The organism is Nocardioides aquiterrae (genome assembly GCF_039526625.1).
In the GTDB taxonomy this organism is placed as follows: Bacteria; Actinomycetota; Actinomycetes; order Propionibacteriales; family Nocardioidaceae; genus Nocardioides; species Nocardioides aquiterrae.
Window position 1 is genome coordinate 41,981 of sequence record NZ_BAAAJE010000017.1, and the last position, 14,387, is coordinate 56,367.

General features: G+C 74.2%; 13 protein-coding genes. 5 read left to right on the forward strand and 8 right to left on the reverse strand.

Translation table 11 applies throughout. The annotated features are described in order from the left end of the window. Positions 1–99 precede the first annotated feature (99 nt). Positions 100–1,362 carry a COG4705 family protein gene (locus tag ABD086_RS16710; RefSeq protein WP_343908720.1) on the forward strand — a complete coding sequence of 421 codons (1,263 nt, stop codon included), beginning with the start codon at positions 100–102 and terminating at the stop codon, positions 1,360–1,362. 17 nt (positions 1,363–1,379) lie between these two features. On the opposite strand, the gene ABD086_RS16715 is transcribed toward ABD086_RS16710, so the two are convergent. Next, a complete protein-coding gene (locus ABD086_RS16715) occupies positions 1,380–2,357 on the reverse strand; it encodes a DUF2157 domain-containing protein (protein WP_343908721.1) in 978 nt (325 codons plus the stop codon). Positions 2,358–2,438: 81 nt separating this feature from the next. Next, positions 2,439–2,840 carry a universal stress protein gene (locus tag ABD086_RS16720; protein ID WP_343908722.1) on the reverse strand — a complete coding sequence of 134 codons (402 nt, stop codon included), beginning with the start codon at positions 2,838–2,840 and terminating at the stop codon, positions 2,439–2,441. A 118-nt stretch (positions 2,841–2,958) separates the two neighbouring features. Between ABD086_RS16720 and ABD086_RS16725 the strand changes: the two genes are divergently transcribed. Continuing rightward, the gene (locus ABD086_RS16725; protein ID WP_343908723.1) at positions 2,959–3,408 is read left to right on the forward strand and encodes a hypothetical protein; all 450 of its coding nucleotides are present in this window, start codon (positions 2,959–2,961) and stop codon (positions 3,406–3,408) included. Here ABD086_RS16725 and ABD086_RS16730 read toward each other — a convergent pair. Genes ABD086_RS16730 through ABD086_RS16740 form a run of 3 tightly spaced genes read right to left on the reverse strand, consistent with a single transcriptional unit; the run spans position 3,405 to position 7,007 of the window. After that, positions 3,405–4,871, reverse strand: coding sequence for a glutamate-cysteine ligase family protein (locus tag ABD086_RS16730; protein WP_343908724.1), 1,467 nt, complete (start codon positions 4,869–4,871; stop codon positions 3,405–3,407). The two genes, ABD086_RS16725 and ABD086_RS16730, sit on opposite strands and share 4 nt — an antisense overlap. A gap of 9 nt (positions 4,872–4,880) precedes the next feature. Continuing rightward, positions 4,881–6,026, reverse strand: coding sequence for a carboxylate-amine ligase (locus tag ABD086_RS16735; RefSeq protein ID WP_343908725.1), 1,146 nt, complete (start codon positions 6,024–6,026; stop codon positions 4,881–4,883). A gap of 54 nt (positions 6,027–6,080) precedes the next feature. Continuing rightward, positions 6,081–7,007 carry a DUF4192 domain-containing protein gene (locus ABD086_RS16740; RefSeq protein ID WP_343908726.1) on the reverse strand — a complete coding sequence of 309 codons (927 nt, stop codon included), beginning with the start codon at positions 7,005–7,007 and terminating at the stop codon, positions 6,081–6,083. 127 nt (positions 7,008–7,134) lie between these two features. Here ABD086_RS16740 and ABD086_RS16745 point away from each other — a divergent pair, with 127 nt between their 5' ends. Beyond that, positions 7,135–8,460, forward strand: a complete 1,326-nt coding sequence (locus tag ABD086_RS16745) for a DNA polymerase IV (protein WP_343908727.1) — start codon at positions 7,135–7,137, stop codon at positions 8,458–8,460. Here the strand turns inward: ABD086_RS16745 and ABD086_RS16750 are convergent. The 3 genes from ABD086_RS16750 to ABD086_RS16760 form a co-directional block, all read right to left on the reverse strand. After that, the gene (locus tag ABD086_RS16750) at positions 8,414–9,259 is read right to left on the reverse strand and encodes a 5-oxoprolinase subunit C family protein (protein ID WP_343908728.1); all 846 of its coding nucleotides are present in this window, start codon (positions 9,257–9,259) and stop codon (positions 8,414–8,416) included. The genes ABD086_RS16745 and ABD086_RS16750 overlap by 47 nt on opposite strands. Then, positions 9,256–9,870 carry a 5-oxoprolinase subunit B family protein gene (locus tag ABD086_RS16755; RefSeq protein ID WP_343908729.1) on the reverse strand — a complete coding sequence of 205 codons (615 nt, stop codon included), beginning with the start codon at positions 9,868–9,870 and terminating at the stop codon, positions 9,256–9,258. The genes ABD086_RS16750 and ABD086_RS16755 overlap by 4 nt, the downstream gene beginning before the upstream one ends. Before the next feature lie 374 nt (positions 9,871–10,244). Then, positions 10,245–10,931 carry a LamB/YcsF family protein gene (locus tag ABD086_RS16760; RefSeq protein WP_343908730.1) on the reverse strand — a complete coding sequence of 229 codons (687 nt, stop codon included), beginning with the start codon at positions 10,929–10,931 and terminating at the stop codon, positions 10,245–10,247. 24 nt (positions 10,932–10,955) lie between these two features. Here ABD086_RS16760 and ABD086_RS16765 point away from each other — a divergent pair, with 24 nt between their 5' ends. Next, positions 10,956–13,076, forward strand: coding sequence for a S9 family peptidase (locus tag ABD086_RS16765; protein ID WP_343908731.1), 2,121 nt, complete (start codon positions 10,956–10,958; stop codon positions 13,074–13,076). 181 nt (positions 13,077–13,257) lie between these two features. Further along, positions 13,258–14,214, forward strand: a complete 957-nt coding sequence (locus ABD086_RS16770) for a sigma-70 family RNA polymerase sigma factor (RefSeq protein ID WP_343908732.1) — start codon at positions 13,258–13,260, stop codon at positions 14,212–14,214. Positions 14,215–14,387 lie beyond the last annotated feature (173 nt).

Below are 14,387 nucleotides of genomic sequence, written 5' to 3' on the forward strand. Positions count from 1 at the left end.
ACCGGCGCCGGCACGATGCCGAGAGCCGTGTGACGCCTGCCACGCCGCGTGGGACACGCGTTCAGGTTGCGCGCAGGCACGGCACGCGACGGTGGATCCATGACCCAGCAAGCAACCCCCGTCGATGTCGGCGCACGGCAGATGCTCAACAAGGTCCCCGAGGTCACCATCTGGTTCTGGGTGATCAAGATCCTCTGCACGACCGTCGGCGAGAGCTTCGCGGACTGGATCAACATGACCCTGGGCGTCGGGCTCGTGAACACCGCGGTCCTGTTCACCATCATCTTCGCGGTCGTGCTGACGATCCAGATGAGCCTGCGCCGGTACGTCCCGGTCGCCTACTGGCTCACCGTCGTCGTCGTGAGCGTCACCGGAACCCTCTACACCGACATCCTGACCGACCAGCTGGGCGTGCCGCTCTGGATCAGCACCACGGTGTTCTCGGTGCTCCTCGCCGCGGTCTTCGGCATCTGGTACGCCCGGGAGCGGACGCTCTCGATCCACTCCATCGTGACCCTGCCCCGGGAGGCGTTCTACTGGCTGGCGGTCCTGGTGACCTTCGCGCTGGGGACGGCCGCAGGCGACTGGACGCTCGAGCTCACCGGCTGGGGTCCGGGCAAGTCCGTGCTGCTGCCGCTCACCCTGATCGGGATCGTCACCCTCGCCTGGCGGCTGGGCGCGAACGAGGTCCTGACCTTCTGGCTCGCCTACATCCTGACCCGGCCGCTCGGGGCGAACATCGGCGACTGGCTGGCCACGCCGAGCAGCGAGAAGGGCCTGGGGCTCGGCACCTTCGTCACCAGCGTCGTCTTCCTGGGCGCCATCCTCGCCACGGTCGTGTACCTCTCGATCTCGAGGACGGACGTGATCGAGAGCCGGGAGGCGCGCCCGACCGGCCGGTATGCGCGTCCCGAGCGCGAACGTGCCCTGCTCGGCGCCCTCGTCGCGGTCTCCCTGGCGACCGTCGGCCTGCTCGCGTGGGCCAACCAGCAGCCCCACGCGAGTGCCCTCGAGGCGGAGGGTCCGGCGCCGAGCTGCTCGGGCTCCCCGCTCGACCAGGCGCGGGCCGCCCAGCAGGTGTCGTCGAAGTTCCCCGCCTCCTCCGTGGCCCACTACCGCACCATCGCCGAGGACACCCTCCAGCTCGTCAACTCCGGGGACCAGCCCGGGGCGGCGCACCGCGTCACCGACCTGGAGACGGCGTGGGACGCCGACCAGGACTCGTTGCAGCCCAAGGACTGCCAGGCCTGGACCTACGTGGACCAGAAGATCGATCCCGTGCTCTCGGCGGTGCGCGCCTCGAGTCCCGACAAGGCCGAGGAGCAGCAGGCCCTGCACGCCCTGCTCACCACGCTCGGCTGAGGCCGTCGCGTCGGCGCTCAGCGGGGCGGCGCCGGCCTCCCGCGCCTGGTCATCGACACGGCGACGGCCACGAGCAGCAGTCCCACGACCACGAGCGCGGTGGCGGCCGGCACGGAGCCCGCGAACCAGCGCGACATCGCCGCGGGGACGTTGACCATCGTGGCCAGGGCGCCCAGGCCCAGCAGGGCGAGGTCGTGCCGCGCGATCGCGGCGGCCACGACGGCCGCGACCGTCACGAGGACGAACACCATGCCCGCGTCGGAGTCGCCCGCGGTCATCGAGCCGAACACCGCGGTCGCGGCGCCGAGCAGGATCGGCGTCTCCGCCGGCTGGACCACCCGCGTCGCGCCCAGCGCCGCCCACGACGCACCGAGCACCCAGACGCCGACGCCCGGCTCGACCGGGAGGCCGGACCAGGCGATCGCCGTGCCGACCAGCACCGCGCCGGACACCAGCAGGGCCAGCTGCTGCAGGACGAAGCGGTGCAACGCCCACAAGAGTCCGGCCAGGCAGACGGTCGTCCCCGCGACCAGGACCGGCTCGGTCTCGGACCCGAACGCGTCCGGGACGACCTCGCCGACCAGCACGGCCGCCGCACCGGCCCAGGCCGCCGTCGCGGCCAGCCACAGCACGCCGCGCAGCCGGCGGCCGGCCGCGGCGAGCCGACGCGGGACGGCCGCTCCGGCGCCGAGCAGCACCAGGGTCGCCACGGCCAGGAGCAGGAACCGCCAGCTGGCCGCCAGCTCGCCCCAGTAGTACGCCGTCAACAGACTCGATCCCGCGAGGACGACCGCGCCACCGACGTACGCCAGCGCCTCGGCCACTACCGGCACGCCCTCCCGCCGTGGTGCGGTCGCGGGCAGCGCGGCCGCCGTGGTCAGCCTGGCGGCCTGCTCGGCGCTGATCAGCCCGGCCTGCAGCCAGCCGTCGACCAGCGTGGCCAGGGGAACGACGTCCCGCGGCCCGACCCCCACCAGCGGGTGCTGCCCGGTCATGCTCCCAGCGTCGTCGCCGGGACCGCCCCAGGGCAGGGGCCAACGTCACGACCTCGCCGGGACGTCGGGAGGTCGGTGCGGTCAGTCGGCCTTGACCGCCAGCACCGGGCAGTGCGCGTCGAGGAGGACCCGCTGCGCGTTGCTGCCGAGGATCAGCTTGCCGACCGGCGAGCGCCGGCGCAGCCCGATCACGATCAGCTCGGCGGCGTTCGCCTCCGCGATGCTGATCAGGTCCTCGGCGGGCTCGAACCCGCGGACCAGCTGGCGCACGTCGTACTCGACGCCCGAGCCGTCGAGGATCCTGCGGACCGCGTTCATGTCCCGCTCGGCCTGGGTGGAGGCGTCGGCGTCGAACTCGCTCCCGCCCCGGTGGGAGTTGACCACCACGAGCTTCGCGCCGCGGAGCTTGGCCTCGGCGACCGCGTGGTTCAGCGCGGCCTCTCCCTCCGGCTTGGGCACGTAACCCACGACGACGGTCCCCATCGAGCCTCCCTGTCCGAGACGAGCGGTGCAGTTGCCCGGCACGCTATCCGATCGGCGCGGCGGCGGCACCTGTGGACGACGGACGACGCGCGCGGCCGGCGCGGGGCAGGCTCGGCACATGGACCGGCGCACGGACTCGAGCAGGGAGGGCATCCACGAGCCGGTCCCGCGCGACCTCACGACGGTGCTGCGACGAGCGGCGCTGGACCACGCGGGCGCCGAGCGCCGTCGCGGCTTCGCGCCGCTCCTGCACGTCGGCTTCCCCGGCGGCGCCGAGGAGGTGTTCGCGGAGGTGCCCGGCGACCCGGCCGACCACGCGATCCGGGCCGACGTGCTGGCCGCGATGCTGCAGCGCGTCCGGCGCTCGGCGGGCGCGGTCCCCCTGGTCTGGCTCACCCGGACCGGTCCGCTGGAGCTCCAGGACGTCGACGCCGCCTGGCTGTCCGCCGCCCGCACGGCCACCGCCGAGGCCGGGGTGACGCTGACGATGGTCGTGGTGACCCGGCACGGGTGGATCGACCCGCGGAGCCTGGTGCGCCGGCAGTGGAAGCGCCTGCGGGAACGCTAGTCCCAGGTGTGCACGGGCTCGTTGCTGTGCATCCGCTCGCGGTAGTCGCGCAGCGTGGCCCGGAGCGCGTCCCAGCGCTCGAGGTCGGACCGGCGCGCGTGCATCCGCCGCACGAACCACTCCGCGCCGTTCACGCCGGTCAGGCACCGCTGCTCGATGATCCCGAGCAGCCGGTCGATCTCCTCGCCCGAGGCGCCCCACGCCTCGAGGCCCTCGCGGGCCATCGGCAGCAGCCGGCGCAGGACCAGCTCGGTGGCTCGGACCTGGCCGACACCGGGCCAGTAGATCTGGGCGTCGATGCCCTGCCGGGCCGCGGTGTGGAAGTTCTCCTCGGCGGCGCTGAACGACATCTGCGACCACAGCGGCCGCTCGCTCTCGGCCAGCGCCCGGACCAGCCCGAAGTAGAAGGCGGCGTTGGCGATCGTGTCCGCGACCGTGGGGCCCGCCGCCAGCACGCGGTTCTCGACGCGCAGGTGCGGGATGCCGCGCGAGATGTCGTAGACCGGCCGGTTCCAGCGGTAGATCGTGCCGTTGTGCAGGCGCAGCTCCGGCAGCGTGGGTGTGTCCCCGCGCTCGAGGACCTCGAGCGGGTCCTCGTCGTCGGTCACCGGGAGCAGCGCGGGGAAGAAGCGGACGTTCTCCTCGAACAGGTCGAACACCGAGGTGATCCACCGCTCGCCGAACCACACCCGGGGCCGCACGCCCTGCGCCTTGAGCTCCTCGCTGCGGGTGTCGGTGGCCTGCTCGAACAGCGGGATCCGGGTCTCCCGCCACAGCTCCTTGCCGAGCAGGTACGGCGCGTTCGCGCCCAGCGCGACCTGCACCGACGCGATGGCCTGGGAGGCGTTCCAGTAGTCGGCGAAGTCGTCGGGCGAGGTCTGCACGTGGAACTGCGTGCTGGTGCAGGCCGCCTCGGGAACGATCGAGTCCGACGTGGTGCGCAGCCGCTCCGGGCCGTCGATCGCGATCGTGATGTCCTCGCCGCGGGCAGCCAGGATCTGCTCGCTCAGCAGCTTGTAGCGCGGGTTGGCGCTCAGCGAGCTCAGGTCCATGTGCCCGGGGGCGAGCGTCGGCAGGATGCCGATCATCACCATGTGCGCCCCGACGTCCGCCGACTCGGCCTCGGCGGTGTTGAGGCTGCGCCGCAGGCTCGCCTCGAACGTCGTCAGCCCCTGCTCCCGCAGCCTGGCCGGGGCCACGTTGATCTCGATGTTGAACTGCCCGAGCTCGGTCTGGAAGGAGGGGTCGGCGATCGCGGCGAGGGCCTCGGCGTTCTTGAACGCCGGGTCGCCGACGTCGTCGACCAGGTTGAGCTCGACCTCGAGCCCGGTCATCGGGTCGTCGGTGTCGAAGCGCGCCTCGCGGAGCATCCGCGCGAACACGTCGAGGTTGCGGCGCACCTTCTCGCGGTGTCGCGTGCGGTCGGCGCGGGAGAACTCCTGAGCTTCCACCTCTTCGCCCATGACGAGACCTTAGGACCTGACGGCCGGTTGCGGGGCGTCCCAGGACGCTTCGGTCCGGGCCACCAGGTCGTCGACGACACCCTCGAGCGAGCCGCTGCGCTCGTAGGCGGCGCGCTGCCGCGCGGCGCCGCCCTCGCGCAGCGCCCGGTCCAGTCCGGTGCGGACCAGGTCCAGGTCGCCGGCGTCGCCCAGCGCCGGCCCCACCTCGGCGGCCAGCGCGTCGAGCACCGCCCGCGCCGGCCGGAGCGCACCCTCGCCCGGGTGCACGAGGCGGTCGGACAGGCCGTAGCGGGAGGCCCGCCAGTGCGCGGCGCGCAGCGCCTCGGCCCGCCACCGCGGCACCGGCCGCCGGTCGGCGTGCGCCCGGGCGGCGGTCTCGACCAGGCCGCGTGCCAGCGCCGCGATGGTGACCGCCTCGACCGGATCGGTGCACACGTCGCAGACCCGGACCTCGACGGTCGGGTGGTGCACCGACAGCCGGGCGTCGAAGTAGAGCATGCCCTCGTCGCGGGCGGCCCCGGTCTCCAGCAGCATCCGGACGGTCTCCCGGTAGCCCTCCAGCGAGCCGAACTGCTCGGTCGGCCCCGCGCTCGGCCACCGCGCCCAGACCTGCGCGCGCCACGACGCGTACCCGGTGTCGTGCCCACGCGCGAACGGCGAGTTCGCGCTGAGCACGAGCAGCACCGGCAGCCACGGCGCGATCCGGTCGAGGACCGCGACGCCCTCGTCGTCGGACTCGATCTCCACGTGCACGTGCATGCCGCAGGTGCCGCCGTCGCGGGCGACGTCGCCGTACCGGTGGACCATGTCGCGGTACCGGTCGTCGGGGCTGACCACGGCCTGCTCGCCGCCGAGCGGGACCATCCCGCACGCGGCCGTGGCCAGGCCGACGGCGCGGGCCGCCTCCCCCGCGGTCCGGCGGGCGCTCCGCACCTGGTCGAACGCGTCGCCGAGGTCGGTCGTCGGGTCGGTGCGGGTCTCGAGCTGGTGCCGGAACAGCTCCTGGTCGACCTCGTCGCTCGCCCGGCGGGGCTGGGCCCGGCCGCGCCCGTGCTCGCGGAACTCCTTGAGCACGGTGTGCGCGGCCGGGGCCACGTCCCTGGTGCCCGGGTCGAGGAGCAGCAGCTCCTCCTCCAGGCCCACCCGTCGCACCATGCGCGGCGAGTACCCGGCGCCCGCACCGGGCAACCCACCGGCCGATCGTGACCATCACCACCTGATCTCGTCCCAGACCTGCGGCGGGAGCGCCCGGGTGAGCACCTGGGCCACCAGCCCGGCGAGCGGGTGGTGCTCGTCCACCTCGGCGCACCGGTCCAGCGCGCACCAGGCCAGCGCCCCGTGCCCGGCCTGCCACGCGGCCAGCGCCAGCAGGGCGGCGGCACCGGGCAGCAGCGGCTCGGGGCTGCGGCGCACGACGTCGGTCCAGAACCCGACGTGCTCGCGGGCCGTGGCCCGGCTCAGCCCGGCCGTCGCGGCGTCGCGGACCTCGCCGTCCAGCAGCCCCCGCAGCAGCCGGGCCACCTCGCGGTCGGTCGGGACCGTCCCGTCGCGGGCGTGCCGCGTGACCAGCGCCTCGACCCAGGCCGGCTCCGGCGGGTCGTCGGCCACCTCGACCAGGGCGCCCACCACCCCGGTCACCAGGCGCGCATCGGCGTGCAGCGTCGCCCGCAGCTCCTCACGGGACCCGTGCAGCACCCGGCCGTCGAGCACCGCCTCCGCGCTGAACGGGTGGGTGGCGAGGTCGTACGCGACACCCTCCGGCGGCACCCCGTCCCAGGCGCCCACCGCCGGCCACCACCGCGCGCCGTCGGCCCGGATCGGCTCGAGGACCTCGATGCCCGCGCCCGTGAACGCGTCCCCGAGCTCGCGCGCCGCGACCAGCGCCAGGGCGGCGTCGTCGGTGTAGAGGACGAACAGCACGCACCTGACCCGGTGCTGCCGGGCGGGCGCGAGCAGCTGGTCGACGGCCGCGGGCAGCTCGTCGGGGTCGGTGGGCAGGTCGAGCCGGGCGTGGAACGGCTGCCCGGCGCCGAAGGTCAGCATCGCCACGGAGTCGTGGGGCACGAACCCGAGCAGGACGGGGACGAGCGCGAGGACGTCCTCCGGCGTGCGGGCGGTGAAGGAGAGGGTGGTCATGCCGGGACGCTCCCCGCCGGGACGGACACCGGCGGGCCCTGGCGGACCGGGCTGTGGAGGGACCTGTCGGAGCGGTGCGCTGTGGACGATGAGGGGCCCGTCGGCGCCGGGCGGTACCGTGCCGCCCGTGCGTGCGGAAGCGTCGGTGCTCCACCTCGACCTCGACGCCTTCTTCGCCGCGGTGGAGCAGCGCGACAAGCCGTCGCTGCGCGGCAAGCCGGTCGTCGTCGGTGGCGTGGGCGGCCGCGGCGTGGTGTCGACGGCCTCCTACGAGGCCCGGGTGTACGGCGTCCGGTCCGCGATGTCCACGCGCGAGGCGAGGTCGCGCTGCCCGCACGCGGCGTTCCTCTCGGGCCGCTTCCACGCCTACCGCGAGACCAGCCGCCAGGTGATGGGGCTGCTGCGCGCCGCGTCGCCGCTGGTCGAGCCCCTGTCGCTGGACGAGGCGTTCGTCGACCTCGCGCACGCCGGCCTGCCCGACCTCTCGGTCGAGACGGTGACGGCGTTCGCCGAGGACCTCCGCGCGCGGGTCATGGAGGCGACCGGGGGCCTCACCGCCTCGGTGGGCATCGGCACGTCGAAGTTCATCGCCAAGGTCGCCAGCGACCTGCGCAAGCCCGACGCGCTGGTGGTGGTCGCGCCGGGCACCGAGCGCGACCTGCTCCGCCCGATGGACGTCCGGGTCATCCCGGGCGTCGGCCCGGCCACCGCCGAGCGAATGCGCCGGGTCGGCATCCACACCGTCGAGCAGCTCGAGGCCGTCAGCGAGGACGAGATGGTGCGGTTGCTCGGCAACGCCCACGGCCACTGGCTCTACAGCCTGGCCCGGGCCGAGGACGACCGGCCGGTCGTGGCCGAGCGCGAGGCCAAGTCCGTCAGCGTCGAGGGCACCTACGACACCGACCTGACCGACCGGAAGCTGATGGAGAGCCTGCTGACCCGGCAGGCGAACGAGGTCGCCGGGCGGCTGCGCAAGGGCGGCCTGTCCGGCCGGACCGTGACCATCAAGGTCCGGCTGCACGACTTCACGACGCTCAGCCGCTCGTCCACGCTCCCCTCGCCCACCGACAGCGCGGCGACCATCGCCCGGCTGGCCCGGACCCTCCTGGCCGACCTGGACACCACCGGCGGCGTCCGCCTCCTCGGGGTCGGCGTCTCGGGCCTGGCCGACTGGGTGCAGGAGGACCTGTTCGGCGAGGCCGCCGAGGAGGAGGTCGAGGTCCTCCCGGAGGTCGAGGTGCCGCACCACTCCCGCCGTACCTGGGCGCCGGGCATGGACGTCGAGCACGCCGAGCACGGTCGCGGCTGGGTGTGGGGGTCGGGGCGCGGCGTCGTGACGGTCCGCTTCGAGACCGCGAGCACCCCGCCGGGGCCGGTCCGGTCCTTCAAGGACGACGACCCCGACCTCACGCCGTGGCGACCTCCGGAGCCGGAGGACGAGGACGGCACGTGAACCGCACCTGGTCACCGGGCCGCAGCTGCGCGCACTGCCACAGGTCGTCGGCCGCGACCACCCCGATCACCGGGTAGCCGCCGGTCGGCGGGTGGTCGGCCAGGAACACGACCGGCATCCCGCTCGGCGGTACCTGCACCGCGCCGAGCACCATGCCCTCCGACGCCAGCTCCCCCTCGCGGGCCCGCCGGAGCGCCGGGCCCTCCAGGCGCAGGCCGACCCGGTTCGAGTCCGCGCCGACCGTGTACGCCGACCCGCACAGCAGGTCCAGCGCGTCCGGGACGAACCAGTCGTCGCGCGGTCCCGGCACCAGCCGCAGCGGACCCGGCCGCGGCGCGCGCGGCGTGTCCAGCGGCCGCGGCTGGGCCCGCGCCTCCCCCACCGGCAGCACCGTGCCGGGCGACACCGGGGGCGGCCCGACCCACGCCAGCGTGTCCGTCGAGCGCGACCCGAGCACCGGCGGCACGGCGATCCCGCCCGCGACCGCGACGTACGACCGCAGCCCGGTCGCCGGGACGTCGACCCGCAGCTCGGCGCCCGCGGGCAGCCACTCGGCGCCGCCGCGGTCGGCGGCGCCGGTGACGGCGACCCAGCAGCCGGTGTCGGCGCGGAGCACCAGGCCGCCGAGCAGCACCTCGAGCACCGCGGCGTCCTCGTCGTTGCCGACCAGCCGGTTGGCGAGCGCGGCGGCCGGCGCGTCGAGCGCCCCCGCGCGCGGCACGCCCAGGTGCGCGCAGCCGACCCGGCCGCGGTCCTGCACCGTCACCAGCGGCCCGACCTCGAGCACCTCCAGGCTCATGCCCCGAACCCTTGGATTGAGGAGCCGAGGGACGAGGCGTCTCGAAATCTCACGCGGGTCCCGGGCTCCAGCAGCGCCGGCGGCTCCCGCTCCTGGTCCCACAGCACGGCATCGGTGCGCCCGAGCAGCCGCCAGCCGCCCGGCGACGCCGTCGGGTAGACCCCGCACCACGTGCCCGCCAGGCCCACGGAGCCCTCCGGCACCCGCGCCCGCGGCGACTCCAGGCGGGGTACGGCGAGGTCGTCCGGGACGCCGGCCAGGTACGCGAAGCCGGGCGCGAACCCGCAGAACTCCGCGACGTACTCGAACGACGTGTGCCGGCGCACCACGCCGGCCTCGTCGGTGCCCCACCGCGCCGCGACGAACGCCAGGTCCGGGCCGTCGTACACGACCGGGATCTCGACGAGGGCGCCGAGCGGCGGCGCGGCGGCCGGGGTCCAGTCCGCGAGCGCCGAGACGTCGGTGACGCCGTCGAACAGGACCGTCGTGGCTGCCGGCACGATCTCCGCGGCCGCGACCCGCCCGCGCGCCCAGGTCGCCAGCGCGCGCGCCGTGGCCGGGTCACCGACCTCCGCGAGGACCGCCTTCGGTCCGACCGGGCGCAGCTCCATGGGCACCATCCTCTCGGTGCCCGCGGTCGGAAATGGCCGGAAATGGCCGGAAATGGTGAAGGGCCCCCGGTGGTATGAGCACCAGGGGCCCTTCGGATCGACCGGTTTCGAGTGACGCCCGGTCCACCGGACCCTCGCTCCGACCCCGCCGACCCCGTCACCGGGCCGACGCCGCGAGTTGCCTCGCGGTACGGATCCTCGCTCCTGTCCGATCGCCGACCCCGCCTTGCGGCGGACTCGGTAGGCAGAGTTCTACGTGGTCCCGGTCACCCGCGACAAGGGGTGCCGGTAACCCACAGGCTCGTCCACAGCCGGACGGCGCCCATCCACAACACGAGTGCACACTCCACAGGGTCCGGTCCAGACCTGTGGACTCACACGAACGGGCGGATCTCCCAGCCCGCCTCGCCCAGCGCGCCCCGGACCGCGGTCGCGTGCCGCACGGCCCCCGGCGAGTCGCCGTGCAGGCACAGCGAGTGGACGGTCCCGGCCAGCGCCAGGGCCTGGACCACGATGTCGGCCTCGGCCTCCACCAGCGCGCCGGGCTCCGAACGCGGCACCAGCCGCCCGTCGGCGGTGTACCCGCGGTCCGGGAACCCCTCGTGGAAGACCCCCCGCCCCGCCTCGCGGGCCCGGGTCAGGAGCGCGCCCGGCATCCCGAGCACCGGCAGCGGCTCGGAGCCGGCGAGCACGGCCGCGGCCTGCTCCTCGTCGGCCTGCACGCGGTGGTAGAGCGCGCCGTGCGCCTTGAGGTAGCGCACCTCGGTGCCGCACTCCCGCGCGATCGCCGCGAGCGTCCCGACCTGGTCGGCGACCTGCTCGCGCAGCACCTCGAACGGCACGTCGCGCGGGACGCGGCCGAAGTTCGCGCGGTCGGCGTACGACACCTGCGCCCCCACCGCGACCCCGCGGTCGGCCGCCTGCTCGCACACCGCGCGCATGATCGCGGGCGTGCCGGCGTGGTAGCCGCACGCGACGTTCGCGCTGGTCACGACGGCGAGCAGCCCGGCGTCGTCGGTGACCTCCTCGCCGAGGTCGGCGTTCAGGTCGATGCGCGCCATGCGGCCGACGCTACAGTCGCGCCCATGCAGCCCCCCGTCGCCGACCGGCGCCCCCACACCACCGAGCACCACGGGCGCACGCGCACCGACGACTACGAGTGGCTCCGCGACAAGGAGTCCCCCGAGGTCACGGCGTACCTCGAGGCCGAGAACGACTACACCCGCGACCGCACCGCCCACCTCGCCGACCTGCGGCAGGCGATCTTCGACGAGATCAAGGCCCGCACCCGGGAGACCGACCTCTCCGTGCCCACCCGCAACCGCGGGTACTGGTACTACGGGCGCTCCTTCGAGGGCCGCGAGTACGGCGCCAGCTGCCGCGTCCCGGTCGCGGACCCGGACGACTGGACGCCGCCGAGGCCCGCCGAGGACACCGCGCCCGACCAGCCGGCGCTGCCCGGCGAGGAGGTGCTGCTCGACCTGGACCGGCTCGCGGAGGGCCACGAGTTCTTCTCGCTCGGCGGCTCGTCGGTCAGCCCCGACGGCATGCTGCTCGCCTACTCCACCGACGTGGTCGGCGACGAGCGGTACACGATCCGGGTCAAGGACCTGGCCGGCGGCGAGCTCCTCCCCGACGAGATCACCGGCGTGCTCGGCGGGGCGACCTGGGAGCGCGACGGCACGGCGTTCTACTACACGACCGTCGACGAGACCTGGCGCGCGGACAAGATCTGGCGGCACCGGCTCGGCACCGCCCAGGCCGACGACGAGCTCGTGCACCACGAGACCGACGGCCGGTTCTGGGTCGGGGTCGGCCGCACCCGGAGCGACCGGTTCATCGTGGTCGCCAGCGGCTCCAAGACCACCTCGGAGTACCGCGTCCTCGACGCGGACCGGCCCGAGCTCGGGCTCCGCGTCTTCAGCGAGCGCCGGGAGGGGCTGGAGTACTCCCTCGACCACGCCGTGATCGCCGGCGAGGACGTCTTCCTCGTGCTGCACAACGGCACCGGCCCGGACTTCGAGCTGGCGACCGCGCCCGTCGAGCCGACGGCACCCGACGACTGGCGGCCGCTGATCGCGCACGACCCCGCCGTCCGGCTGGAGGACGTCGACGCGTTCGCCGGGCACCTGGTCGTGCACCAGCGCAGCGACGGCCTGACCCAGCTGCGGATCGTCGAACTGGGCGTCGATGGCCTCGGCGACGACTACCTGGTGGAGTTCGACCACGAGATCTACACGGTCGGGTCCGCCGGCAACCCCGGGTTCCACCAGCCGGTGGTGCGGCTCGGCTACACGACGATGGCGGTGCCCTCGTCGGTCTACGACTACGACGTGCGCAGCCGCGAGCTCACGCTGCTGCGCCGCGCCCCGGTGCTCGGCGGCTACGACCCCGACGACTACGAGGAGCACCGCCTCTGGGCCACGGCCGACGACGGCGAGCGGGTGCCGATCTCGCTGGTCGCACGGAAGGGCCGGACCGGGCCGGTGCCGCTGCTGCTCTACGGGTACGGCGCCTACGAGACCTCGATCGACCCGTACTTCTCGATCGCCCGGCTGTCGCTGCTCGACCGCGGCGCGGCGTTCGCGATCGCGCACGTGCGCGGCGGCGGCGAGATGGGCCGGCGGTGGTACGACGACGGCAAGCTGTTCCGCAAGCAGAACTCGTTCTCCGACTTCGTCGCCACGGCCCGCCACCTCGTCGACGCCGGCTGGACCGCCCCGGAGATGCTGCTCGCCGAGGGCGCCAGCGCCGGCGGGCTGCTGATGGGGGCGGTCGCGAACCAGGCGCCCGAGCTGTTCGCGGGCGTGGTCGCCGGGGTGCCGTTCGTGGACGCGCTCACGACGATGCTGGACGCGACGCTGCCGCTGACCGTCACCGAGTACGACGAGTGGGGCAACCCCGAGGCGGACCCGGAGGTCTACGACTACATGGCGGCGTACGCGCCGTACGACAACGTCGCCGCCGTCGACTACCCGCCGATCCTGGCGGAGACGTCGCTCAACGACACCCGGGTGCTCTACGTCGAGCCGGCCAAGTGGGTGGCGCGGCTGCGGGCCACCGCGGTGGGCCGGCGGGACTTCCTGCTGCGCACCGAGATGGCCGCCGGACACGGCGGCGTCTCGGGCCGGTACAAGTCCTGGCACGACCGCGCGTTCACCCTCGCGTGGATGCTGGACCGGATGGGTCTGGCCGGCCGCGCCTGAGCCGGCGCCCCTGAAAAGTCCCTGAGAGTTCGCTCCCCACGCAACTCGGGCGGCCCCTCATCCGTCGATCCGGTTGACAGGCCGACGTTTGGCCGGGGAATCCACCGGTCACCGTGGGCGTTGTACAGGACGTGTGGGGGCGCAGCGGCGCCGTCCACTGCTAGGAAGAGGAGGGCGTCCCATGGCAACACGTACTGCGACCGCCGGCGTGCGCGAGATCGAAGGCCGCGACAGCGTCGGACTGTACCTCGACGAGATCGCCCGCAACCCCCTCCTCGACGCCGCCGCCGAGGTGGAGCTCTCGAAGACGATCGAGGCCGGCCTGATGGCCGAGCACCTGCTCAAGGAGGGCCGCGTGGGCCGCAAGAAGGGCGGCGCCCCGATGCAGGCCACGCAGGAGGAGCTCGAGTGGCTGGCCGAGGAGGGCCGCAAGGCCGTCGACACGTTCATCACCGCCAACCTGCGCCTGGTCGTCTCGATCGCGCGGAAGTACGGGCGGGCCCAGATGCCGATGCTGGACCTGATCCAGGAGGGCAACACCGGCCTGATCCGGGCGGTCGAGAAGTTCGACTACACCAAGGGCTACAAGTTCTCGACGTACGCCACCTGGTGGGTGCGCCAGGCGATCACCCGCGGCATCGCGCAGCAGGCCCGCGTGGTCCGGCTGCCCGTGCACGTCGTCGAGGAGCTCAACCAGGTCGGCGGCGCGCGCCGTACCCTCGAGCGACAGCTGGGCCGGGACCCGGAGCCGCAGGAGATCGCGGCCGAGCTCGGCATGGAGGTCGACCGGGTGCTGGACCTGATGGCGTGGGGCCGCGAGCACGTCTCGCTGGACTCCCCCGTCGACGAGGACGGCGACACCTCGCTGGGTGACCTGATGGCCCAGGAGAGCCTGCCCGGCCCGGACCTCACGGTCCTCGACGTCGAGTCGCGCGAGCGGCTGAACAGCCTGGTCGGCCAGCTCGACGAGCGGGCCGCGGACATCATCCGCTCCCGCTACGGCCTGGTCGACGGCCGCCAGCACAAGCTGGCCGACATCGGCGCGAAGCACGGCATCTCCGCCGAGCGGGTCCGCCAGCTCGAGCGGGAGGCGCTGCAGAAGCTCCGCCGGCTCGGCGACCCGGACCTGGCCGCCTGACCCACCCGTCCCTTCGGACCGCTCGACCCGCTCGTTCCCCCCGGCGAGCGGGTCGAGACCATTTCGGGCGGTGCATGAATCCCCGGTCGACCGGGGAAACCTGCACTTGTCGGCCGAAGTTTCGAATCTCCTGACTGATGTGTGGGTCAGGTTCGGCCGGGGAGGACGGGTCG

Coding starts and splice junctions, on each gene's coding strand:
- ABD086_RS16710 (WP_343908720.1), top strand. CDS start 100: ATGACCCAGCAAGCAACCCCCGTCGATGTCGGCGCACGGCAGATGCTC.
- ABD086_RS16715 (WP_343908721.1), bottom strand. CDS start 2,357: ATGACCGGGCAGCACCCGCTGGTGGGGGTCGGGCCGCGGGACGTCGTT.
- ABD086_RS16720 (WP_343908722.1), bottom strand. CDS start 2,840: ATGGGGACCGTCGTCGTGGGTTACGTGCCCAAGCCGGAGGGAGAGGCC.
- ABD086_RS16725 (WP_343908723.1), top strand. CDS start 2,959: ATGGACCGGCGCACGGACTCGAGCAGGGAGGGCATCCACGAGCCGGTC.
- ABD086_RS16730 (WP_343908724.1), bottom strand. CDS start 4,871: ATGGGCGAAGAGGTGGAAGCTCAGGAGTTCTCCCGCGCCGACCGCACG.
- ABD086_RS16735 (WP_343908725.1), bottom strand. CDS start 6,026: ATGGTGCGACGGGTGGGCCTGGAGGAGGAGCTGCTGCTCCTCGACCCG.
- ABD086_RS16740 (WP_343908726.1), bottom strand. CDS start 7,007: ATGACCACCCTCTCCTTCACCGCCCGCACGCCGGAGGACGTCCTCGCG.
- ABD086_RS16750 (WP_343908728.1), bottom strand. CDS start 9,259: ATGAGCCTGGAGGTGCTCGAGGTCGGGCCGCTGGTGACGGTGCAGGAC.
- ABD086_RS16755 (WP_343908729.1), bottom strand. CDS start 9,870: ATGGAGCTGCGCCCGGTCGGACCGAAGGCGGTCCTCGCGGAGGTCGGT.
- ABD086_RS16760 (WP_343908730.1), bottom strand. CDS start 10,931: ATGGCGCGCATCGACCTGAACGCCGACCTCGGCGAGGAGGTCACCGAC.
- ABD086_RS16765 (WP_343908731.1), top strand. CDS start 10,956: ATGCAGCCCCCCGTCGCCGACCGGCGCCCCCACACCACCGAGCACCAC.
- ABD086_RS16770 (WP_343908732.1), top strand. CDS start 13,258: ATGGCAACACGTACTGCGACCGCCGGCGTGCGCGAGATCGAAGGCCGC.